The sequence below is a fragment of the Gordonia sp. GONU genome (genome assembly GCF_024733855.1).
GTDB lineage: Bacteria > Actinomycetota > Actinomycetes > Mycobacteriales > Mycobacteriaceae > Gordonia > Gordonia amicalis.
Window position 1 is genome coordinate 14,676 of sequence record NZ_JANRHB010000014.1, and the last position, 21,373, is coordinate 36,048.

The following is a 21,373-nucleotide window of genomic DNA, read 5'->3' on the forward strand; positions in this document are numbered from 1 at the left end:
GGCGGGCCGGGTCAGAGATCCAGGTAGGCGAACGGGGTCTCGCCGCCGACGGCGCGCTGACCCACCGAGACGCGGGGAGTGGTGCCCTCGGGGAAGTAGACGTCGACCCGGGAGCCGAAGCGGATCAGCCCATAGGTGTCGCCGAGACGCAGCGTGTCGCCGACCTCCGGATCGCAGACGATCCGGCGTGCGACGAGTCCGGCGATCTGGACGACCGCCAGGTCCGGCCCCGCCCCTCCGCCGGTCGCCGTGGTGCGGATGGTCATCGTGGTGCGCTCGTTGTCGCGGCTGGCCTCGGGCAGGTCCGCGGACAGGAATGCTCCGGGCGTGTGGGTCACCGCGGTGACCGTACCGGCGATGGGCACACGCTGCACGTGGACGTCGAAGATCGACAGGAAGGTCGAGACGCGGGGCAGCGGCTCGGTGCCCAGGCCCGATTCGGCGGGCGGCACCGCCTCGTCGACCAGCGCGATCGTGCCGTCGGCGGGGGCGACGACCACGCCCGGCTCGGTCGGCGGGATACGGCCGGGGTGGCGGAAGAAGGCGGCACAGGCGCCGGCGGTGAGGGCCGCGGGGCGAGCGATCCAGCGGTGGCGGCGCCCGAGGAGCGCGACCGCCGCGGGAGCGGCGACGAACGGGATACCCGCCGGATGGATCGGTGGGATGGTCTCGCGGGCCAGGTCTAGGAAATGGGCGACACGGCCGGTGTTGCCCTCGTCCGGACGCGGACGTCTGGCCACGATCTACCTCCTGTTGTGCCCGGTGTGGGGCGACTCGATGAAACCTCGTGCACCACGGTGGGTGCGACTCCGGTCCAGCTTAGAGCTCAGCGCAGGACGAGCACGTCGACCGGAGATCCGGCGGCCAGGCCGTCGGTCTCGGTGGGCACGTCGATGAGCGCATCGGCCTCGGCGAGGAACCGCAGGTGATGGGACGCGGGCGGCCCGATCGGATCGACGACGACGCCCGATCCGCCCTCGTCCGTCCGAAGGACTCCGCGCAGGAATTGCCTCTTGCCCTGCGGTGAGCGGATGTCGGCGCCCAGGCGCGCGGTCACACGAGGCCGGTGCGGCGGCAACCCCGTCGCGGTGCGGAGGGCGGGCCGGATGAAGACCTCGAAGGACACCAGGGCGCTGACCGGGTTGCCCGGCAGTGTGATGATCGGCACGGTGGGTCCGGCCGTCCCGTCGGACCCGGCGGACGCGACGTGGTGACCGCACCCCTGCGGCATGCCCGGTTGCATCGCGACCTTGACGAACTCGACGGAACCGGTGGCCGACAGCGCGTCCTTCACGACCTCGAAGGCGCCCGCACTCACACCCCCGGACGTGATGATCAGGTCGGCCTCGCCGGCGACCTCGTCGAGACGCGCGAGGAAGTCGCCGGTGTCGTCCGGCACGAAGTGCACATGCCGGCCGAGCGCGCCGGCCTCGATGGCCGCGGCGGTGAGCATCGCCCCGTTCGATTCGTAGATCTGGCCGTGCTGCAACGGGTTTCCGGGTTCGACGAGTTCCGAACCGGTGGACAGGACCTCGACGCGCAGCGGGCGCGCGACGGTGACCTCGACGATCCCGAGCGCGGCGAGCAGCCCGACCTGCGGCGCGCCGATCACGGTGCCGGCGGGCAGTGCCCGTGCTCCCCGCCCGATGTCGGACCCCGCGCGCCGGATGTGTTTGCCGGACTCGACCGGTGCCGTGAAGGTGACCGTCTCGGCGGCCGCGACCGGGCCGATCACCGCGTCGGTCAGTTCCACCGGCACCACCGCGTCGGCGCCGGCCGGCAACGGGGCGCCGGTCATGATCCGGTGCGCGGTGCCGGGCGCGAGCGTGAGGGTGTCGGTGCGCCCGGCCGGGATGTCCGCGGCGACGGGCAGTGTGACGGGGGAGTCGGGGCCGGCGGAGGCGAGATCCGCGGCGAGGACGGCGAATCCGTCCATCGCGGAGTTGTCGAAGCCGGGCAGCGACAGTGGTGCGTCGACGTCGGCGAGCGTTGCCCGGCCCAGTGCCTCCGGGACGGGCAGCCGGACGGGGACGGGTGGGCCGAACAGCGCCGCGACGACGGCCTGATGCTCTGCGACGGTACGCATGCGCTCAGGATGCCAGGTGGGCGGTCGCGTCTCGCCGCGGTCCCCGATTCGCGGGATGCCTGCACTGCGTCGCCGGGGACCGCGGACTACATTCGTGCCCATGGCATTGGGTCTGCTTCTCGACATCGACGGGGTGATGGTCACCTCGTGGAAGGCTCTGCCCGGCGCGGTGGAGGCCGTCTCCCGACTCGCCGACCGCAAGATCCCGCGGATGTTCCTGACCAACACCACCTCGCGCTCGCGCAACGAGATCGCGGAACTGCTGAACGACTGCGGTTTCTTCGTCGACGGCGGCGAGATCCTGACCGCCGCGAAGCTGACCTCCGAGTATGTGGCGTCGACCTTCCCGGGAAAGCGGGTGTGGGTTCTCAACCAGGGGCCGATCGCGGAGGACATGACCGGCGTCGAACTCACCGACGACCCGTCGGACGCGGAGGTCGTGGTTCTCGGTGGGGCCGGGCCCGTGTTCACCCACCACGCGCTGTCGAAGGTGCTCGAGATGCTGCTCGACGGCGTGCCGGTCATCGCCATGCACCGTTCGATGACGTGGTCGACGGCCGACGGGCTGTCGATCGACACCGGCGTGTACCTCGAGGGCCTCGAGAAGGCATCGGGCAAGAAGATCAAGGCGATCGGCAAACCGTCGCCACTCGGGTTCCGGGCCGCCACCGACATGTTAGGGCTGGAGCCCAACCAGGTGGTGATGGTCGGGGACGACATGCACAACGACGTCCTGGGCGCGCAGGCGTCGGCGCTGATCGGTGTGCTGGTACGCACCGGCAAGTTCCGCGAGGAGGCGCTGAACGCGCTGCAGCGTGACGAGTTCGGGCCCTACCCGGACCACGTCATCGACTCGGTGGCCGACCTCCCCGAGCTGATCGACAAGATCAGCCGAACCTGATGGCCCTCAGACGCGGTCGAGCTTGCTCTCCGCGGCGCGCTTGATCTTGCCGAGGGTCTCGGCCATGCCGAGCTTGAGTTCGGCCTCGAAGGACTCGGTGCCGCCCATGACCTTGTCCACGAGGACCGACGACACCTTGGTGGTGGTGCCGTTCAGCTCACGACGTTCGGTCACGGTGACGCCCGACCCGTTCGGGGTGATGGTGTAGCTCCACACGGTGCGGTTCTCGGCCACGCGGAACGCGATCTCCTGGTTCGGCGTGAAGCGCACGACCTTGGAGGTGGTCGGCCACACCAGCGGTCCCCGGCGGTTGATGTTGATGGTCTTCGTCCCCAACCCGACGGTGCCGCCGCGGATGATCATCTTCTTGCACTGCGGGCTCCACTCGCCCATACGCTGGAGATCGGAGATCACCGACCACACCTGTGCGGGAGTGGCGTCGATGTCGATGGACTCTTCGATGAGTGATGCGGTCATGGTCGCCAACAGTATGGGCTTGTAGGCGCACCGTCAATACGTTGTTGGCGGACCGTCAACAAGCGCGATCGGTGCGACGGAGGGGCTCAGACCAGCAGTGTGATGCCGATGACGGCGCCGATGCCGACGAATACGGCAGCGGTGATCCACCCGGCGGGGTGCTCGTCGTTCTCGAGGAGCAGCGTGCCCAGCTTGCCGGGGGTCAGCCAGTCGATGAGCACGAACGACCACATCATCACGGCGATCGTCAGGACGACGTAGGCGGCGGTGTAGAGGAGCGCGCGCCACAGTGCGAGGAGTTCGGTGTCGACGACCGAACAGGCGAGCACGATCGACAGTCCGATCACCATCGACGTGGTGAGGATGACCGCGTTGCGGTTGTGGTCGACCCACACCAGCTGCCGCAGACGGCCGGGGGTCACCAGGTCGAGCGCCACGAATCCGAGGACGAGCAAGGCGATCCCGACGAGGCTGAAGGACGCCCCGGCGGCCAGATTGTCACGCAGCAGTTCCATCCGAGTCCCTCTCCATCGCCGAGTGTGCTGAGGAAACAGTATCGGTGGGTGGGGGTAAGTGGTCGCCGACACGAAAGCGCCTGCCGAACGACGACCCGCTGCCTGATCCGGAAGAACCCGCCACCGATCCGCCGGGCACCCGCGACTGGTACGCGGCGAAGTGACGTCGCGTGCGACCTCATTTCTTTCTCACTGACGCGGGCTCGGTGGCCAGATGAGCCGGCGGCGCGAAGCACTTCGTGATGCGGCGAGTCGTTGACGGACATGTCCCCGTGAGCATCCTCCGAGGGCATATTGCCCTCCGAAGCAGCTCAGATGGACGCGAATTTCCGATCGCGAGACCCGCTGTGGGGCATTCGTCGCCAGAACCGCGGAGAGCGCGACACTTCCGTGGGTAGCACGAGTTCTTTCGTCCTCACGACGGCCAGCAGGCCGCGGGTACTGAGGTGTGAGGAGCGAAAGCGACGAGCCACGAAGGGTTGGTGAGAATGTCACCAGCCCTTCGTGGCTCGCAAGCTCGCACCTCAGGGAGCGAGGAGATGCGTCAGCCGACGCTGAGCATGTCGTAGGAACCGAGGTCCTTCGACAGCTTGGTGACGTGCGCGTCCGCGTCACCGAGGGTGTGGCTGATCGCGGTCAGGCGGCTCACGTAGTGCGCGATCGGGTACTCGGCGGTCATGCCGATGCCGCCGTGCATCTGGATGGCCTCCTGGCCGATGAGGCGTGCCGAGCGAACGGTCTGCAGCTTCACCCGCGAGGCGATGGCCGCGTCGGCGATGCCGTCGGCGAGTGCGGTCGTCGCGTACAGCACCAGGCTGCGCGCGAGTTCGAGCTGGACGTACATGTCCGCGGCGCGATGGGTGAGCGCCTGGAAGGTCGCCAGCGGAACGCCGAACTGCTTGCGCGACTTGAGGTATTCGACGGTCAGCTCGAGGCTGCGTTCCATCGCGCCGAGGGCTTCGGCGCACAGCGCGGTCTGGATGCCGATCTCCGCGTTGGCGATGAGCTCCGACGCGTCGCCGCTGCCGAGGCGCGTTCCCTTCGCGTCGTTGAAGGTGATCTCGGCGCCGCGTCGACGATCGTGCGTGCGGTAGGGGGTGCGGGTGACGCCCTCGGCGTCGGCGTCGATGAGGAACAGGCCCACCTCGTCGCCGGCGCGCGCCGAGACGATCAGCTTGTGCGCTGCGTCGCCGTGTCCGACAAGGGATTTGGTGCCGTTGAGCACGCCGTCGGCGGTGGCAGTGGTGGCCACCGCGGCCACTGGCCAGCGGTCGCCGGGCTCGTTGTGGGCGAAGGCCATGAGCAGTTCGCCGGAGGCGAGGCCCTGACGCAGCTCGCCGCGGGTCGCGTCGTCGGCGGCCTCGAGGAGCGAGCCCGGGACGAGCACCGAGTCCAGGTAGGGCTCGGGTGCCAGGGCGCGACCGAGTTCGGTCATCACGCTGGTGAACTCGACCGGTCCGGCGTCCATGCCGCCCTCGGACTCGGGAAAGGTCAGGCCCAGGATGCCGATCTCCGCGAGCGACTTCCACACCTTCTCGCTCCAGCCGAGATCGGTGTCGGTCACCTTGCGGAGGGTCTCCACGTCGTAGGTCTTGGTGAGGACCTCGCGCACGGTGTCGCGCAACATCCCCTGTTCTTCGGAAAGCTCGAAATCCATTGTCGTCCTTGGTCTGTGAAGTCGAAAGTGAGGTCAGCGGGGCCGGCGGTCAGAGACCGAGGACCGCCTTGTCGATGATCTGGCGCTGGACCTCGGAGGAACCGCCGTAGATCGAGACCTTGCGGTAGTTCAGGTAGGTCGGGGCGGCGAGCTGGGCCCACTCGGGAGAGGTGACCGCTGCGCTGCCGTTCGCGGCGTCGACGTCGACCCCGGCGACCGGGAGCGAGTCCGGTCCGGCGATGTCGGCGATGAGTTCCATGGCGGCCTGCTGCAGCTGGCTTCCCTTGAGCTTCAGCAGCGACGACGCCGGGTTCGGCTTGCCGTCGGCCGACGACGCGGCGACGCGGAGCTGGGTGATCTCGAGGGCGAGCAGCTCGTTCTCCAGTTCGGCCAGGCGGGTGGCGAACAGCGGGTCGTCGAGCAGCGTGCCGTTGGCGGTCCGGACCTCCCTGGACAGTTCCTTGGCGCGCGCCAGCTTCGACTTCGTGTAGCCGACCCGGGCGATGCCGTTGCGCTCGTTGCCGAGCAGGAACTTGGCCTGCGTCCAGCCGCTGTTCTCCTCGCCGACCATGTTCTCGACGGGCACGCGGACGTCGTTGAAGAAGACCTCGTTGACCTCATAGCTGCCGTCGATGAGCTGGATGGGGCGCAGCTCGATGCCGGGGGTGTCCATCGGGATCAGGAACATGCTGATGCCGGCCTGCTTCTTGACATCCGGGTTGGTCCGGGCGAGCAGGAAGATCCAGTCGGCGTACTGACCGAGCGTCGTCCAGGTCTTCTGACCGTTGATGACGTAGTGGTCGCCGTCGAGGACCGCGCGGGTCTTCAGCGAGGCGAGGTCGGAGCCGGCCTCGGGTTCGGAGAACCCCTGGCACCACCAGATGTCGAGGTTGGCGGTCTGGGGGAGGAACTTCTCCTTCATCTCCTGCGACCCGAACTGCGCGATGACCGGACCGATCATGCTGACGTTGAACGGCAGCGGGTCGGGGACGAACGCCAGGCTCATCTCCTCGCGGTAGATGTGGTGCTGGATCGGCGTCCAGTCCTTGCCGCCCCACTCGATCGGCCAGCTCGGAGTCAGCACGCCGTGCTCGTTGAGGACGCGCGAGGCGGTGACGATGTCGTCGGGGTAGTTGAGGTTGCCCTCTTCGTTCCGCTTGCGGATGTCCTCGGGGACCTTCGCGAAGATGCCGCGCAGTTCCTCGCGGAACGCCTCTTCCTCCGGACTGAACTTCAGGTGCATGGGTTCTTCTCTACTCCTGTCGGGGGTTGCCGGGTGTTCGGCGACACCGGTCGCGGACCGCCTACCTGGAAAGACCGGGAAGACCGCCGCTGACTAAGCGCTTGCTTAGTGATATGTTGCACTATGCCGCGCCGCGTGGACGGTGTCAATCGGCAAGGTTGGCGCATGGTCGCCGAGCTAATTCGAGGAGGCGTACATGGTCTCGTCGACCGAACCGACGACCCGGGTGCAACCGGTCGCGGCCCGGCAACGACTCCTGCTCGCCGCCGTCGAGGCGTTCGCGGCGAAGGGCTTCAACGCCACGACGACCCGGGATATCGCCAACGGGGCGCAGATGAGTTCGGCCGCCGTCTACGTGCACTTCCGCTCCAAGGAGGAGCTCCTCTTCGAGCTCTCCGACGCCGGGCATCGAAGCATCCTCGACATGATCGACGAGGTCGATGATCCGGCGTCGTCGCCGGGTGACCGGCTGGCGACGGTCATCGGTGCGTTCACCGAGCATCATGCGCGCGAGCACGTCCGCGCTCGCGTCGTGAACTACGAACTGGCCTCGCTCGCGCCCGATCACCTCGAGACGGTCATGGAGCTGCGACGGGAGATCACCCGCCGGGTGCGGGCGATCGTCGATGCGGGTATCGAGAACGGCGACTTCGATGCTGCCGATTCGCAGGCCACCACCAACGCCATGCTGTCGATGGGTATCGACGTCGCGCGGTGGTATCGCGCCGAGAACTCGCTCCCGCCCGAGGAGATGGGGAAGTTCTACGCGCGGCTGGCCACCCGGATGGTGGGTCTGCGGGACCGGGACTAGCTGTACCAGCCCGTCGGTCAGGGTTCGCCGGCCGCCACCGGTTGTCGTGGGCCGGTGTCGCCGATCGTGGCGATGGCGCGGTCGGCTCTCGTGGCGGCACGACGCATGAGGAGGGCGAGTACCGCGCCGAACAGTGCGACCACCAGGACGTAGCCGATGATCGTCGCGCGAAGACCGATGTGGGACAGGACAACCCCCGCGATCACCGCCGGCACGCTGAACGCGAGGTAGCTCGCGACGAACACCGACGAGAAGACCTGCCCGCGCTGGGCGGGCGGTGTCGCGGCGGTGATGTTGTCCATCGCGCTGAGGAAGGTCGCCGCCCATCCGGAACCGGCCACGATAGAACCGAGGATGTAGAGCGGCAGGGCCTCGGTCAGCACGCCGGACAGCGAGATCAGCACGCCCGCGGCGAGGGTCGGGTAGCCGACGGCCTGCTTGACCGTCGACGGCCGTCCCGTGATGACCAGGGACGTGATGGTCGCGCTGGCGAAGAACGTGAAGAGGATGAGTCCGGCCGCACCGTGGTTGGTGACGCCGAAGACCCGTGCGACAACGGATGATCCGAGCGACAGGTACAGCCCGCCGAGGGACCAGGTGGCCACCAGGGTGGGCACCGCGGCGAAGAACACGGGACGTACCTCACGGGGCACGCGAACCTGGGGGGCGAGGGTGACCGCGAGGTGGCGGCGTGAGCGGAATCCCTCGCGCTCGCGCGTCTCGGGGATGATGAGCAGAGCGGCGAGAAGCATCGCGAAGAAGCCGAGAATGATCTCGTAGACCAGGATTCGCGGCGCGGGCGCGTACTCGACGAGCAGGCCGGCGACACCGACGCCGGCGGCGAGCCCGAACGCCGGTGCGGCGCCGATGATCGTCGAGCCGAGGCGAGCGGTGGGCTGGAGGTCGACGGTGGTCGCGGTGAGGGTGCCCATCGCCGCGCCGGTGGCCAGGCCCTGGAGTGCGCGGGCGGCGAGAAGCGTGCCCACGTCCTGGGCCGCGACGAACAGCACCATGCTGGCGATCAGCAAGACGAGCGCGACGGCGAGCACCGGGCGTCGGCCGATGTGATCCGACAGCGATCCGACCGTCAGCAGGCTCATCAGCATCGTGACCACGTACACCGCGAAGACCAGGGTCAGCGTCAGCGACGAGAACCCCCAGAGCTCCTGGTAGATCGGGTAGAGCGGCGACGGCGCGGCGGAGGCGACGAGGACCATCACGTAGGTGGCCGCGATCAGCCAGAACGCGCGGTGAGGATGTAGCGGTGCCATCTCGTCTCCTTAACGCAAACGCAGTTGCATTAAGCACGACGATAGGCAGGGATCGCTTCCAAAAGCAATTCGATTTGCAATAATGGTCGCATGGCTATGGGAAGCGCAACGTCGCAGTCGGACTCCGCGGATGCGGCGCCGCGCGCGAGGCGGCCCGGTGGCCGGAGTGCGCGGGTGCAGTCGGCGGTCTATGCCGCGGTCGGCCAGCTCGTCGGCGCCGGACAACGCGACACGATGACCATTCCCGAGGTCGCCGACCTCGCCGGGGTCAACCCGACCAGCATCTACCGCAGGTGGGGGTCGATCGACGTGCTCCTGGGTGAGGTGGCGGTCGCCGCCCTGACGCAGGGCGAACCGCTTCCCGACACCGGGGTGCTGCGCGAGGACGTCGCGGAGTGGGCGCGCGTCATAGCCGCCGACATCGGCCGACCCAAGCGCCGGGCGTACCTGCGGGCGATGGTCGCGGCCCGCGACGACGTCGTCGAGGTGTGCCCGTGCTGGGAGATCCGCCGTGAGCAGGCGGAGGAGATGATCGCGCGGGCCCGCGCGCGTGGCGAGTCGGCGCCATCGGTGCGGCAGCTGCTCGACCACGTGATCGCGCCGCTCTACCAACACGCGGTGTTCGGCCTGGCCGTCGACGATGCGTATGTCGCCGAGTTGATCGACGATGTCGTCTCGATGTTCTCCAGCCGCCCCGGAGACCCGCTTCCGGGCGATAGGGTCCGGGCATGAAGAAGGTTCACGCGTTCCGAGACGACGCGCTCGGTGATCTGGACGCGGTCGGCATCGCCGCGGCAATCGCCTCCCGGGAGATCTCGGCAGCCGAGGCGGTCGAAGCGGCCCTCGCCAGGATCGACGCGGTCAATCCGCAGCTGAACGCGATCGCCTTCGACGACCGCGAACGGGCCCGGAAGCGTGCCGTCGACAACGACTTCCCGCTCGGGTCGTTCGGCGGCGTGCCGTCGATCATCAAGAACAACACCGACTTCGCGGGTCTCCCCACGTGTCATGGGTCGGCGGCGGTCGCTCCGAACCCGGCCGTGGCGAACGAGGCCTTCACCAACCAGTTCCTGGCGACGGGCGTCAACTTCGTCGGCGCGTCGAACATGCCGGCCTTCGGGCTGACCGCCACGACGGAGTATGTCGACCGCGAGCCGACGCGCAATCCGTGGGACACCGACCACTCCGCCGGCGGCTCGTCGGGTGGGTCCGCTGCGCTCGTGGCCGCGGGTGCCCTGCCGATCGCGCATGCCAACGACGGTGGCGGTTCGATCCGAATCCCCGCTGCCGCATGCGGTCTGGTCGGTCTCAAACCGACTCGGGGTCGCACCGCGCCGGCGAAACAGGCCGAGGACGCCCCGATCGATCTCGTGTGCAACGGGATCGTGAGCCGTTCGGTGCGCGACACCGCCCGCTTCCTCGACGACTCCCAGGGTTTCCGTCCCGCGCCCGGCCTGCCGCCGGTGGGTCTCGTCGAGGGACCCGGTACCAAGCGTCTGCGGATCGCACTGATCACCGAACCGATCACCGGCCAGCTGCTCGATCGCGACACCCAACGGTGCGTCACCGATGTCGCCGAGCTCGTCGAATCCCTCGGTCACCGAACGGAAATGGTGCCGTTGCCCGTCGATCGCGCCTACATCCGGCAGTTCATCGACTACTGGTCGCTGTTGGCGTTCGCGCTGGACCGTACCGGTAAGCGACTGCACGACAAGGGGTTCGACCGCAAGAAGCTGGACACGTTCACGCGCGGCCTGTCGCGGAACGCGCTGCGCCACTTCTATCGCATGCCGTCGTCGATCCGCGGACTCCGTCGCTCCACGGCCGCTTTCCGCTCGCTGCACGACCAGTTCGACGTGATCTTGTCGCCGACTCTCGCGCACCTACCTCCGGAGATCGGATACCTCGACCCGGGTGTCGATTTCGCCGAGGCGATGGATCGTCTGACCCGGTACGTCGCGTTCACGCCCGCCAACAACACGTCGGGAACCCCGGCCATCAGTCTGCCGCTGGGGCAGTCGACGTCGGGGCTGCCGGTCGGAATCCAGTTCTCGGCCGACCTCGGCGATGAGCGCACGCTGTTGGAGTTGGCGTTCGAGCTCGAGGCGGCCCGCCCGTTCGCGCGGATTCAGGACGCCTGAGCGTCGGTATCGCCCTCCGCTGACAAACCCACCCCTAATCGGCAAAATCACCACCTGGAAGGGTGGTGATTCTGCCGAAAAGGGGTGGGTCTGCCGGAAAGGCTAGTGCTGCACTGCCTTCTCCGCGCCGATGCCGGTGAGCGAGCGAACCTCCATCTCCGCATTGCGCTCGGGGGTGCCGGTGTCCGCCGGGCTGGTCAGCGTGCCGATGATGCCGAGGACGAAGGCGAGCGGGATCGAGACGATGCCGGGGTTGGCCAGCGGGAACCAGGCGAAGTCGGCGCCGGGGATCATCGCGGTCGACGAACCGGAGACGGCCGGCGAGAAGACGATCAGCACGATCGTGGAGATCAGGCCGCCGTACATGCTCCACAGGGCGCCGCGGGTGTTGAACCGCTTCCAGTAGAGCGAGTACACGATCGTCGGCAGGTTCGCCGCCGCGGCGATGGCGAAGGCCAGTGCCACGAGGAAGGCGATGTTCTGACCGTTGGCCAGGATGCCCAGGACGATGCCGAGGATGCCGAGCACGACGACGGTGTAGCGCGAGACGCGGACCTGGTCGTCCTCACTCACCCTGTTGCGCTTGATGACCGACGCGTAGATGTCGTGGGCGAAGGACGCCGACGCGGTGATCGCCAGACCGGCGACGACGGCGAGGATCGTGGCGAAGGCGACCGCCGAGATGATGCCGAGCAGCACCACGCCGCCGATCTCGAACGCCAGCAGCGGTGCCGCCGCATTCTGTCCGCCGGCGGCGGCGAGGATCTTGTCCGGACCGACCAGAGCGGCTGCGCCGTAACCCAGGACCAAGGTGAACAGGTAGAAGGCGCCGATGAGCGCGATCGCCCAGACCACCGACTTACGAGCCTCTTTCGCGGTCGGCACGGTGTAGAAACGCATCAGCACGTGCGGCAGGCCCGCGGTGCCGAGGACCAGCGCGATGGCCAGCGACAGGAAGTTGATCTTCGATTCCAGCGAACCGCCGTACTGGGCGCCGGGCGCGAGAACGTCACGGGCGGCCACCTTTTCGCTCGCCGAGCCGGAGATGGCGTCCTGGGCCGAGCCGAGGATCGAGGACAGGTTCATGCCGAATTTGGCGAGGACGATGAAGGTCATGATCGCCGCACCGCTGATGAGCAGTACCGCCTTGATGATCTGCACCCAGGTGGTGCCCTTCATGCCGCCGATGAGGACGTAGACGATCATCAGCGCCCCGACCACGGCGATCACGATCGACTGGCCCACGCGGCCCTCGATGTCGAGGAGCAGGGCGACGAGGCCACCGGCACCGGCCATCTGGGCGAGCAGGTAGAACAGCGAGACCGCCAAGGTCGAGATGGCCGCCGCGAGACGGACCGGCCGCTGCTTCAGGCGGAAACTGAGGACGTCGGCCATGGTGAACTTGCCGGTGTTGCGCAGCAATTCGGCGACGAGCAGCAGAGCCACCAGCCAGGCGACGAGGAAGCCGATGGAGTAGAGGAAGCCGTCGTAGCCGTAGACCGCGATGGCACCGGCGATACCAAGGAAGCTGGCGGCCGACAGGTAGTCGCCGGCGATGGCGATCCCGTTCTGCGGTCCGGAGAAGCCACGGCCGCCGGTGAAGAAGTCCGCGGCGGAGTTGTTGTTCTTGCTCGCCCGGATGACGATGTACATCGTGATCGCCACGAACGCGGCGAAGATCGCGATGTTGGCGGCCGGACTGCCGACGGTGGCGGCGAGCGTGGTGGTGTGTACGGAGGTGTTCACAGCGACGGTCCGCCTTCCATCTCGTTGCGGATGGCCTCGGCGCGCGGGTCGAGTTCGCGGTTCGCGAAGCGCACGTACAGGCCGGTGATGACGAACGTGGTCACGAACTGCAGCAGGCCGAGGATCAGGCCGACATTGATGTTGCCCCAGACCTGGATCGACATGAAGTCATGCGCGAAGGCGCCGAGGAGCACGTAGACCGCGTACCAGATCAGGAAGAACGCGGTCATCGGGAAGATGAACTTGCGCAGCCGTGCCTTCAGTTCCTGGAACTGAGGGCTGTTCTGCATCTCGATGAACTGCTCGCCCGTCGGCGCATGCGGTGGTGCCGCTGCTGGTTGGTCGATGTTCGACACACTGTCCTCCAAGGTGATGGGGCCACGGTGGTGGAGCCCCACGGTGATGGCTCTTCGGGGAACAGCCTGATTGAGGCCCAGATCACACCGCAATCGGGTGTCGTGGGTCACACGCCGAAGGTCGTCGTCTGTGCGACGGACGGTCGATCGGATCCGACGAACGGTGAACGGTCAGACGTCGCGTCGGTCCGTCTGCCGATCGGCGGGAGGCGTGTCGACGGTCCGACCGGGTAGACGGTCCACGCCCATCCCGACGCGTTCGGGAACGTGCATGCGTGCGAACGTCCGGGCGAGGTCGCCGGGCAGCCGTCGTCGGGTGGCGAGGCTGACCAGCACCATCGTGCCGAAAGCGAGCGGCACGGTGACCGCGCCCGGATAACCGGCCAGCGCGGCCGCCCATCCGCCGAGGACGTCGTCGTCGATCACCCCGGCGATGGCGAGCGACGCCGCCGAACCCGACGACAACCCGCCGACGACCAGACCGGCGATCGCACCGGTTGCGGTGAGACCTCGCCACCAGATCCCCAGCACGAGCAACGGACACAGCGTCGACGCCGCGACCGCGAACACCAGCCCGACGGTCCGGGACAGTTCGAGGGATCCCGCCGCCAGCGAGAGGGCGATCGGGATCGCCCCGCCGATGACCGCTGCGATGCGGAAGTCGCGGACGCGTCCGCGGAGGACGTCAGTCGCCAGCGCGCCGGCCACGGACACCAACAGGCCCGACGACGTGGCGAGGAAGGCTGCGATGGCGCCGGCTGCCACCAGGGCCGCGAGGATCTGTCCGGCCAGACCGCCGACCGCCGCGCTCGGAAGGAGCAGGACCGCGGCGTCGGAGGTGCCGGTGATCAGCAGTTCGGGTACATAGAGGCGCGCGAACACCCCGAGCAGGACGGGGAACAGATAGAACAGCGACAGCAGGGCGATCGCCGCGAGCGCCGTTCGGCGGGCCGTGCGGCCGTCCGGGTTGGTGTAGAAGCGCACCAGCACGTGCGGCAGACCCATCACGCCGAGGAAGGTCGCGAGGATCAGAGACAGCACCTGGAACAGTGGATGGCGGTCGCCGAAACCACCGCCGGGGGTGACCCAATCGTCGCCGTGCACCGGGGCGCCCGCGACCACCGGGGTGGCCGCCCCGGCATCGAGTTCGATCACCGAGCCGGCGGAGATGACGTGACCGCCCGGGGCCGGGATCGGCGCGTCGACCACGGGAGCGCCGTCGAGTGTGCCGGTGACGCGCACGCCTTTGGTCTCGGCGACGGTGACCGACACGTCGGTCGTGACGTCGACGGTGGTGGCGGTCGTGACCCGGGGTGGCGCGGGCTCACCCACGCGTGCCGGATCATTGGCGAATACCCCGATGAGCACCAGGGCGGGGATCGCGATCGCGGTCAGCTTGAGCCAGTACTGGAATGCCTGCACGAAGGTGATCGATCGCATCCCGCCACCGACGACGTTCACGATCACGATGAGCCCGACGCCGACCGCGCCGGTCCACACCGGCGCGCCGAGCAGGATGTTGAGAGTGAGTCCCGCGCCCTGGAACTGGGGGATGAGGTACAGCACGCAGACGACGACCACGACCACCATCGCGGTCTTGCGCACGGTGGTGGAGGAGAGCCGGAACTCGGCGAAGTCGGGCACGGTGTAGGCGCCGGAACGACGCAACGGTGCAGCGACGAACAGCAAAAGTCCGAGGTATCCGGCGGTGAAACCCACGGGGTACCACAGCGCGTCGGCCCCGTACTTCGCGACGAGACCGGCCACACCGAGAAACGATGCCGCCGAGAGGTATTCACCCGATACGGCAGCGGCGTTCCAGCGTGGGCCGACGGTGCGTGAGGCCACCAGGAAATCCGAGGTGGTCCGGGAGAGCCGGCCGCCCCACGCCCCGACCGCGATAGTCGCGATCGCCGCGGCGAACAGTCCCACCGCGGTCAGCACGTCGACGCCGGTCACGGCCCGCCCGGATCGCCGGGGTCGTCGTCGACGAGGTTCATGAAGTCGCGTTCGGCGTGTTCGGCCAGTCGCACGTACAGGAGTCCGGTCAGGTACAGCACGGGATAGGCGAGGAGTCCGAGCACGATCCAGGTGATCCGGATACCGAAGATCGTCGTCTCGGCCAAGCTCGGGAACAGTACGGCGAGGAGGGGGATCGCCACCACGACGACGAGGAGGCTCCCGCCGAGGCGCAACGCCAGCCCGAGCTGAGCCCGCATCAGCCCGCGCACCAGCGCGTCGCCGACCTCGGTCTGCTCCTGGACCTCCACGCGGGTGCGGACCATCCGGGCGCCGCGCCGCGACGCGAGGACCACCCGTTCACGCTGCGGAGGGTTCTCAGACATCGCCGCGACCGGTGGGGGAGCGGTACTGGCGCAACGGGTCTCGGATGAGCCGGTCCTTCAGGTCGCGGACTTGACGACGACTGACCGGCAGTTCCACCGCCTCCGATGCCCCGTTCGCGCGGATGCTGACGAGTGTGCCGCTGCCGCTGCTCCGCAGTCCGGTGACCATGGGCAAGGCCACCAGGTAGGAACGGTGGACACGTGCGAATCCCTTGTCCTGCCAGCGTGATTCGAGGGTCGACAGCGGGATTCGGACCAGGTGGGCGCCGGACTCGGCGTGGAGCCGGGCGTAATCGCCGACCGCCTCGACCCAGGAGATCGAATCACGCCGGACCAGCGAGGTCACCCCACTCATCTCGACCGGGATCACGTCGTCGGAGCCGGTGCGCGGCTCACCCTGGGTGGCGGGGGTGGGAGTCGTCTCGGCGGGCTGCGTACGGGCGTCGAGGCCGGCGCGGACGCGTGCGATCGCCTGGGCGAGTCGTTCCTCGCGGAGCGGTTTCAGCAGATAGTCGATGGCGCCGACCTCGAAGGCGTCGACCGCCTTGTCCTCGTGAGCGGTGACGAACACGATCACCGGGGGCTGGGCGTACTTGGCGAGGACGCCGGCGAGTTCGAGTCCCGACAGTCCCGGCATGTTGATGTCGAGGAAGATCGCGTCGACCCGGCGGGAGTTGAGTTCGCGGAGCGCGCCGGTCGCATCCGTCGCGGTGTGGACCTCGGCGACATCATCCTGCCGGTCCAGGAGGTAACGGAGTTCGTCGAGAGCCGGGGATTCGTCGTCGACGGCGAGCACCACCAGCCCGGACATCCATCACCTCCCGACCGACTGCGCCTGACGTCCGACGACGGACACGAGGATCGTACCGCGTGGTCCGCATCACAGATCGGAACCGCCTGCAACGTCTGGCGGCGACTCGCTCGAGAACCGGCGAACGGTCTGCTAGGCGCGGATGCCGGCCCGGAACTTCGGTACCCGCATGCCCACCTTGGTGCCCGCGCCGACGGCCGTCTCGACCACCAGTCCGTAGTCGTTGCCGAAGGCGGCGCGGAGACGGTGATCGACGTTGGTGAGCCCGACATGGGCGCCCTCGCTGTGGTCCAACGCGTCGAGCGCACCGCTGCGCAGGAGTTCGGGGTCCATGCCGACGCCGTCGTCCTCGACGGTGATGACGCAGTCGGTGCCCTCGTCGGCCGCGGTGATCTTGATGGTGCCGCCGCCCTTCGACGCGAGTCCGTGACGGACCGCGTTCTCCACCAGCGGCTGGAGTGCGAGGAACGGTACGACGACGTTCAGGACCTCCGGCGCGACATGAAGTTTCACGTCGAGTGAGTTGCCGAACCGGGCCCGTTCGAGGGTGAGGTAGCGGTCGATGTTGCGCAGTTCGTCTGCCAGGACGGTGTATTCGCCGCTCGCGCGGAACGAGTAGCGGGTGAAGTCGGCGAAGTCGAGCACGAGTTCACGGGCGCGGTCGGGGTCGGTGCGGACGAACGAGGCGATCGTGTTGAGGGCGTTGTAGATGAAGTGCGGGCTGATCTGCGCGCGAAGAGCGAGCACCTCGGCCCGGTCGAGGCGGGCGCGGGACGCGTCGAGCTCGGCCAACTCGATCTGGCTCGACACGTAGCGGGCAACCTCGGCGACGGCACCGAGCATGCCCGGACCCGGACGACGGGTCGTGGCGACGACGAGGACACCCACGTTGACGTCGCTGGCGACGAGTGGCTGCGCGATGAGGGCTCGCACCGGTGACTCCGCGCCGCACGGGTCGGACACCAGGACACGACGCTGATCGCCGGTGGCCGACGCGGCGGCACGGGCGGCCTCGCGCAGCATGTCGGCATCCCAGATCGCATCGTCGTCCGGGTCGTGGGCGAGACGACGCGGCTCGTCGTCGAACAGGGCGACGGCCTCTGCCGAGGTCAGCGTGCGCAGGTGGGGGAGAGCTTCGCGCGCCGAGTCCTCGGAGAGCCCGGTGCGCAGCGATCGCGCCGCCAGCGACGCCGTGTGCAGCGCCATGTGCACCGCGCGTTCGGTGGGTGTGGTGACCTGGCGGCGCGTCCGGACCAGCACGACGAGGCCGAGAACCATGATCAGCAGCAGGATCGACCCGACGATCGCGACTTCGCTCGACATGGCGCCTCAGCTCCGGATGCCGGTCGCGGTGCCGCGCGAGGCCGCGGTGGTCGACACGGCGAGGTCGATGAGGCGGTAGCGGTCGGCGTGCCACTTCTCCGGCGGCAGGTGGCCGTGGATGTCGAGTTCGGTGACGCCGTGTGCCGTCGCCAGCAACAGTGCGGCGTGGTGCCGGGCCGCATCCCGCTCGGCGTCGGGGCCGATGACGCGGCCCACCAGGTTCATCAGGCCGTCCTGGGCTCGGGCGGTCGCCGGGATGGCGGGTGCGCCCGCCGGGGTCGCGAACATGAGGCGATACAGGTGCGGGCGTCCGACGCCGAGGTCGGACAGGGCGCGCAGAGCGGTGCGGAGTGCGTCCTCGGGGTGGAGTCCGGCGTCGGCGACGATGGCGTCGAGCCCGCCGGCGACGACCTCCCACGCCTGGCTCGCCAGCGCGGCGAGCAGTGCGTCCTTGTCGGCGAAGTGCCGGTAGGGGGCCGACCGTGAAACGCCCGCGCCGTTGCCGACCTCGCGCAGCGTGACCGCTTCTGGGCCTCCGGTGTCGAGGAGCGCTGCGGCGGCATCGAGGAGCGCCCGGCGCGTCTGGGCCGCGCTCTCGGCTCGGGTGGGCATGCCCACACCATAGTTGACATTGTCAACCGAAAGGGCTTGTCTTGAGTTGACAATGTCAACTGAAATGGGAGCCGCGATGGACTCGACGCAGATCGACTCGAACCCCTGGACGCTCGTGATGACCGGGGCGACCCGCGGTATCGGGCGCGTCGCCGCACGGCACGTCCTGGCGGAAGCGCCCGACTGCCATCTCGTCCTCCTCGCCCGCGGCGGCGGGCCGACCGGATTCGCCGACGACTTCGGTGACGTCGGCGGCCGACTGACCATCGTCGACGCCGACCTCGCCGACATGCGCAGCACGCGTTCGGCCGCTGCGGCCATCGGATGGCTGCTCGACGATGCGACGCTGCCGCCGCTCCGAGGCCTCGCCGGCAATGCCGGCATCCAGTTCGTCGACGACCAGCACACGACTGCGGACGGTCTCGAGGCGACGTTCGCGGTGAACGTGCTCGCCGAACATGTGCTGATCGGCGATCTGGCCGACCGCTTCACCCGCGGCTCACGGATCACGATCACCGTGAGTGACACGCATTTCGGGGATCTGCGGCACAACCTCGGGATGGTTCCCGCGCCGCGGTGGATGTCCCCGGCGCAACTGGCGCGGCCGGGCGCCTTCGGCGGCGCGCCCCCCGCGTCCGGGCGAACCGCGTACTCGACGAGCAAGCTCGCGGCCGTCCACCTCGTCCACGAGTGGTCGCGCCGATTGCCCGACGGCGTCGAGATCGTCTCCTACAACCCGGCTTACGTGCCGGGGACGGATCTGACACGGGACGCCGGGGTGGTGGAGCGCTTCGCGAACCGCCGGATGCTTCCGGTCTTCGCGCTCATGGGACTTCTCGATCGGGTGCCGGTCGCGGGACGGCGTCTCGGCGATGCAATCCTCGGCACGTCGTCCGCGGAATCGGGGGCCTACCTCGACCGTGGACGAGTCGCCGCATCATCGGCCGAGAGTTACGACCGGGCAAGGGAACTCGAACTGTGGGAGTTCCTCGAGGCGAAGCGCGTCACGCTCGGCAACGTTCAGTAGGTGGCCCACTCGCCCTGTGCGTACCGCAGGATGCGCGGGTCCATCAGAGTGGACGGCGGAAGGTCGAGTGGTTGCCGATCGAGGGGGAAGACAGTGGCTGCCGTCAACTGTTCCGCACTCAGGAAACGTAGTGGTCCAGGCGCGTTCATCGTCGGGCTGAGGGGTCCTCGGGTGCTCGCGAGGTGAAAACCCCAGTCGCCGAAGGCCGGGACGTCGACGTGGTACGGCGTCGCCGGAAGTCCGGCCTCGCGCATGGTGGAGGCGATGCACCAGAACGACTTCGGTGCGAAGTACGGCGAGCCCGCCTGCACCACGACGCGGCCGTTGTCGGCCAGGTGCGCTCGGACGAGGGCGTAGAACTCGGTGGAGTACAGCTTCGCGGTGGCGGAGTCGTCCGGATCGGGCATGTCGACGATGATCACGTCGAAGCGACGGTCGGTCTGGCGCAACCAGGTGAACGCGTCGGCGGTCACCACCTGTGCCCGTCGGTCGGTCATCGATCCCTGGTTGAGGGATGTCAGGCGCGGGTCTGTCCGGGCGAGGCGGATCATCTCCGGGTCGAGTTCGACGAGCGTCACGTCCCGCGCATCGGGGTATCGGAGTACCTCGCGCAGCGCGAGGCCGTCCCCGCCGCCGAGAACGAGCACCGACGAGTGCGCACCCGACATCGCCGGATGGACGAGCGTCTCGTGATAGCGGTGCTCGTCGATCGAGGAGAACTGCAGGTCGCCGTTGAGGTAGAGGCGGGTGTCGGGGCCTGTGCCGGTGGACTTCTCGGTGATCACGATGTCCTGGTAGGCGCTGCGGGCGGCCGCGACGATCGGGTCGCGGTAGAGCGCCTGCCGCGCCGTCACCTCGAACCGGGCAGACAACAGCAGGCCGGCCACGAGCGCCGCGACCACCGCCAGCGCTCCGGCGGACAGCAGGACGAGGTGGCTGCGGCTCAACGACTTCCGGAAGATGACGAAGACCAGGAAGCAGCCGGCCGCAGCATTGACCAGTCCCACCACGAGCGCGCCCCGCAACTGGCCGAACAACGGCAACAACAGGAACGGGAAGCAGAGGCCGCCGATCAGCGCGCCGATGTAGTCGACGGCGAACATGTCCGCGACCGCGGCGCCCGGTTCCTGCCGTCGAATCCGTTGGAGCAGGACCATCAGCAACGGGATCTCCGCCCCGATGAGGACACCCAGGAGGAAGGCGACGACGATGAGGGCCGGGGTGTAGAGCTCCAGGTAGGCGAAAGCGGCGTAGAGCGCCATCACCGACAGGCCGCCCAGGAGCGCCAGCAACAGTTCGATGACCGCGAACGCGGTGACCGAATGGGGTTGCAGTGGCTTCGCGGCGAGTGAGCCGGCACCCATCGCGAAGACCATCACCGCGAGGACGATCGACGCTTGTGTCGCGGTGTTGCCGATCAGGAAGGAACCCAGGGAGACCAGCGCCAGTTCGTACACCAGACCGCAGGCGGCGCAGACGAACACCACGGCCAGCAGCGCGGACCGGGCGAAGCGTGGTCGCGCGGAGAGCGGTTCGGTCGTGGTGTCCGTGAGTGTCACAGGAAGACGGTCGTCACAGGATGGAAGCGGCGATGATGATGGCCACCCCGATGTGCGCGATGCCCTGCACCCACACCGCCGGATGGCTTTCCGGCTGCACGAGGATCTCGCCGAGTTTGCCGGGGGTGAGCGCGTCGATGACCAGGAAGGTCACCCCCATCACGACCAGGCCGATCGCCGAGTAGACCACCGTGTAGGTGAGTCCCTCGAGCAGGCGGCCCTCGCTGGCGACGATGGCTGCCGTGACGATGATCGCGACCGCGAAGAGGTTGGCGCCGACCAGGATTCCGGCATTGCGGTTGCGTTCGGACCAGACCTGTTGACGCAGCTTCCCCGGCGTCAGCAGGTCGACGATCGCGAAGGACACGATCATCAGGATCACTCCGACACCCGCGTAGGCACCTGCGGCGTAGGCGTTCTCGGTCATGTCAGCGAGCATGGTCATCTCCGTGGGTTCGGTCGAACGGGATCGGTCGCAGGGACAGGGGGCCG

Annotated in this window: 21 protein-coding genes; 5 read left to right on the forward strand and 16 right to left on the reverse strand. The window is 68.4% G+C overall.

Annotation, left to right across the window (positions count from 1 at the left end):
* Positions 1–11 precede the first annotated feature (11 nt).
* Together NWF34_RS14210 and glp are read right to left on the reverse strand one after the other, a co-directional pair.
* Positions 12–740, reverse strand: coding sequence for a phosphatidylserine decarboxylase (locus NWF34_RS14210; RefSeq protein ID WP_006436876.1), 729 nt, complete (start codon positions 738–740; stop codon positions 12–14).
* Between the two features lie 86 nt (positions 741–826).
* The gene (gene glp / locus NWF34_RS14215; RefSeq protein WP_006436875.1) at positions 827–2,086 is read right to left on the reverse strand and encodes a gephyrin-like molybdotransferase Glp; all 1,260 of its coding nucleotides are present in this window, start codon (positions 2,084–2,086) and stop codon (positions 827–829) included.
* Positions 2,087–2,186: 100 nt separating this feature from the next.
* On the opposite strand from glp, the gene NWF34_RS14220 reads away from it, so the two are divergent.
* Positions 2,187–2,987: an HAD-IIA family hydrolase gene (locus NWF34_RS14220; RefSeq protein ID WP_006436867.1), complete on the forward strand. Its 801-nt coding sequence runs from the start codon at positions 2,187–2,189 to the stop codon at positions 2,985–2,987.
* A gap of 6 nt (positions 2,988–2,993) precedes the next feature.
* Here NWF34_RS14220 and NWF34_RS14225 read toward each other — a convergent pair whose 3' ends face one another.
* From NWF34_RS14225 to NWF34_RS14240, 4 genes are all read right to left on the reverse strand, one after another.
* On the reverse strand, positions 2,994–3,464 hold the full coding sequence (locus tag NWF34_RS14225; protein ID WP_006436865.1) for an SRPBCC family protein: 471 nt from the start codon (positions 3,462–3,464) through the stop codon (positions 2,994–2,996).
* A gap of 86 nt (positions 3,465–3,550) precedes the next feature.
* The gene (locus tag NWF34_RS14230) at positions 3,551–3,979 is read right to left on the reverse strand and encodes a DUF350 domain-containing protein (RefSeq protein WP_006436864.1); all 429 of its coding nucleotides are present in this window, start codon (positions 3,977–3,979) and stop codon (positions 3,551–3,553) included.
* A 544-nt stretch (positions 3,980–4,523) separates the two neighbouring features.
* The gene (locus tag NWF34_RS14235) at positions 4,524–5,636 is read right to left on the reverse strand and encodes an acyl-CoA dehydrogenase family protein (protein WP_006436863.1); all 1,113 of its coding nucleotides are present in this window, start codon (positions 5,634–5,636) and stop codon (positions 4,524–4,526) included.
* Between the two features lie 49 nt (positions 5,637–5,685).
* Positions 5,686–6,879 carry an acyl-CoA dehydrogenase family protein gene (locus tag NWF34_RS14240; RefSeq protein ID WP_006436862.1) on the reverse strand — a complete coding sequence of 398 codons (1,194 nt, stop codon included), beginning with the start codon at positions 6,877–6,879 and terminating at the stop codon, positions 5,686–5,688.
* A gap of 196 nt (positions 6,880–7,075) precedes the next feature.
* On the opposite strand from NWF34_RS14240, the gene NWF34_RS14245 reads away from it, so the two are divergent.
* Positions 7,076–7,690: a TetR/AcrR family transcriptional regulator gene (locus tag NWF34_RS14245; RefSeq protein WP_006436861.1), complete on the forward strand. Its 615-nt coding sequence runs from the start codon at positions 7,076–7,078 to the stop codon at positions 7,688–7,690.
* A 17-nt stretch (positions 7,691–7,707) separates the two neighbouring features.
* Here NWF34_RS14245 and NWF34_RS14250 read toward each other — a convergent pair whose 3' ends face one another.
* A complete protein-coding gene (locus NWF34_RS14250; protein WP_096272978.1) occupies positions 7,708–8,961 on the reverse strand; it encodes an MFS transporter in 1,254 nt (417 codons plus the stop codon).
* A gap of 90 nt (positions 8,962–9,051) precedes the next feature.
* On the opposite strand from NWF34_RS14250, the gene NWF34_RS14255 reads away from it, so the two are divergent.
* Together NWF34_RS14255 and NWF34_RS14260 are read left to right on the forward strand one after the other, a co-directional pair.
* Positions 9,052–9,693: a TetR/AcrR family transcriptional regulator gene (locus NWF34_RS14255; RefSeq protein WP_258325342.1), complete on the forward strand. Its 642-nt coding sequence runs from the start codon at positions 9,052–9,054 to the stop codon at positions 9,691–9,693.
* Positions 9,690–11,102, forward strand: coding sequence for an amidase (locus NWF34_RS14260; RefSeq protein WP_006436858.1), 1,413 nt, complete (start codon positions 9,690–9,692; stop codon positions 11,100–11,102). The genes NWF34_RS14255 and NWF34_RS14260 overlap by 4 nt, the downstream gene beginning before the upstream one ends.
* A gap of 102 nt (positions 11,103–11,204) precedes the next feature.
* Here NWF34_RS14260 and NWF34_RS14265 read toward each other — a convergent pair whose 3' ends face one another.
* From NWF34_RS14265 to NWF34_RS14295, 7 genes are all read right to left on the reverse strand, one after another.
* Positions 11,205–12,848, reverse strand: coding sequence for a cation acetate symporter (locus tag NWF34_RS14265; RefSeq protein ID WP_006436857.1), 1,644 nt, complete (start codon positions 12,846–12,848; stop codon positions 11,205–11,207).
* Complete coding sequence (locus NWF34_RS14270; protein WP_006436856.1) at positions 12,845–13,204, reverse strand: DUF485 domain-containing protein; 360 nt, start codon at positions 13,202–13,204, stop codon at positions 12,845–12,847. Before NWF34_RS14270 ends, NWF34_RS14265 begins: the two co-directional genes overlap by 4 nt.
* Before the next feature lie 171 nt (positions 13,205–13,375).
* On the reverse strand, positions 13,376–15,163 hold the full coding sequence (locus tag NWF34_RS14275) for a cation acetate symporter (protein WP_006436855.1): 1,788 nt from the start codon (positions 15,161–15,163) through the stop codon (positions 13,376–13,378).
* Complete coding sequence (locus tag NWF34_RS14280; protein ID WP_006436854.1) at positions 15,160–15,549, reverse strand: hypothetical protein; 390 nt, start codon at positions 15,547–15,549, stop codon at positions 15,160–15,162. The genes NWF34_RS14275 and NWF34_RS14280 overlap by 4 nt, the downstream gene beginning before the upstream one ends.
* Positions 15,542–16,360 carry a LytTR family DNA-binding domain-containing protein gene (locus tag NWF34_RS14285; protein WP_006436853.1) on the reverse strand — a complete coding sequence of 273 codons (819 nt, stop codon included), beginning with the start codon at positions 16,358–16,360 and terminating at the stop codon, positions 15,542–15,544. Before NWF34_RS14285 ends, NWF34_RS14280 begins: the two co-directional genes overlap by 8 nt.
* A gap of 132 nt (positions 16,361–16,492) precedes the next feature.
* On the reverse strand, positions 16,493–17,683 hold the full coding sequence (locus tag NWF34_RS14290) for a sensor histidine kinase (protein ID WP_006436852.1): 1,191 nt from the start codon (positions 17,681–17,683) through the stop codon (positions 16,493–16,495).
* A gap of 6 nt (positions 17,684–17,689) precedes the next feature.
* Positions 17,690–18,295, reverse strand: a complete 606-nt coding sequence (locus NWF34_RS14295; RefSeq protein ID WP_006436851.1) for a TetR/AcrR family transcriptional regulator — start codon at positions 18,293–18,295, stop codon at positions 17,690–17,692.
* 76 nt (positions 18,296–18,371) lie between these two features.
* On the opposite strand from NWF34_RS14295, the gene NWF34_RS14300 reads away from it, so the two are divergent.
* Positions 18,372–19,322 carry an SDR family NAD(P)-dependent oxidoreductase gene (locus NWF34_RS14300; protein WP_006436850.1) on the forward strand — a complete coding sequence of 317 codons (951 nt, stop codon included), beginning with the start codon at positions 18,372–18,374 and terminating at the stop codon, positions 19,320–19,322.
* Here the strand turns inward: NWF34_RS14300 and NWF34_RS14305 are convergent.
* Complete coding sequence (locus NWF34_RS14305) at positions 19,316–20,881, reverse strand: polyamine aminopropyltransferase (protein ID WP_006436849.1); 1,566 nt, start codon at positions 20,879–20,881, stop codon at positions 19,316–19,318. The genes NWF34_RS14300 and NWF34_RS14305 overlap by 7 nt on opposite strands.
* Positions 20,882–20,894: 13 nt before the next feature.
* On the reverse strand, positions 20,895–21,320 hold the full coding sequence (locus NWF34_RS14310; protein ID WP_006436848.1) for a DUF350 domain-containing protein: 426 nt from the start codon (positions 21,318–21,320) through the stop codon (positions 20,895–20,897).
* Positions 21,321–21,373: the final 53 nt, after the last annotated feature.

Excerpts from the sequence above, each read along its gene's own strand:
- NWF34_RS14260 (WP_006436858.1), top strand. The coding sequence starts at position 9,690 with ATGAAGAAGGTTCACGCGTTCCGAGACGACGCGCTCGGTGATCTGGAC.
- NWF34_RS14290 (WP_006436852.1), bottom strand. The coding sequence starts at position 17,683 with ATGTCGAGCGAAGTCGCGATCGTCGGGTCGATCCTGCTGCTGATCATG.
- NWF34_RS14235 (WP_006436863.1), bottom strand. The coding sequence starts at position 5,636 with ATGGATTTCGAGCTTTCCGAAGAACAGGGGATGTTGCGCGACACCGTG.
- glp (WP_006436875.1), bottom strand. The coding sequence starts at position 2,086 with ATGCGTACCGTCGCAGAGCATCAGGCCGTCGTCGCGGCGCTGTTCGGC.
- NWF34_RS14225 (WP_006436865.1), bottom strand. The coding sequence starts at position 3,464 with ATGACCGCATCACTCATCGAAGAGTCCATCGACATCGACGCCACTCCC.
- NWF34_RS14280 (WP_006436854.1), bottom strand. The coding sequence starts at position 15,549 with ATGTCTGAGAACCCTCCGCAGCGTGAACGGGTGGTCCTCGCGTCGCGG.
- NWF34_RS14240 (WP_006436862.1), bottom strand. The coding sequence starts at position 6,879 with ATGCACCTGAAGTTCAGTCCGGAGGAAGAGGCGTTCCGCGAGGAACTG.
- NWF34_RS14310 (WP_006436848.1), bottom strand. The coding sequence starts at position 21,320 with ATGCTCGCTGACATGACCGAGAACGCCTACGCCGCAGGTGCCTACGCG.
- NWF34_RS14230 (WP_006436864.1), bottom strand. The coding sequence starts at position 3,979 with ATGGAACTGCTGCGTGACAATCTGGCCGCCGGGGCGTCCTTCAGCCTC.
- NWF34_RS14255 (WP_258325342.1), top strand. The coding sequence starts at position 9,052 with ATGGCTATGGGAAGCGCAACGTCGCAGTCGGACTCCGCGGATGCGGCG.
- NWF34_RS14285 (WP_006436853.1), bottom strand. The coding sequence starts at position 16,360 with ATGTCCGGGCTGGTGGTGCTCGCCGTCGACGACGAATCCCCGGCTCTC.
- NWF34_RS14250 (WP_096272978.1), bottom strand. The coding sequence starts at position 8,961 with ATGGCACCGCTACATCCTCACCGCGCGTTCTGGCTGATCGCGGCCACC.
- NWF34_RS14245 (WP_006436861.1), top strand. The coding sequence starts at position 7,076 with ATGGTCTCGTCGACCGAACCGACGACCCGGGTGCAACCGGTCGCGGCC.
- NWF34_RS14300 (WP_006436850.1), top strand. The coding sequence starts at position 18,372 with ATGGACTCGACGCAGATCGACTCGAACCCCTGGACGCTCGTGATGACC.
- NWF34_RS14220 (WP_006436867.1), top strand. The coding sequence starts at position 2,187 with ATGGCATTGGGTCTGCTTCTCGACATCGACGGGGTGATGGTCACCTCG.
- NWF34_RS14295 (WP_006436851.1), bottom strand. The coding sequence starts at position 18,295 with ATGCCCACCCGAGCCGAGAGCGCGGCCCAGACGCGCCGGGCGCTCCTC.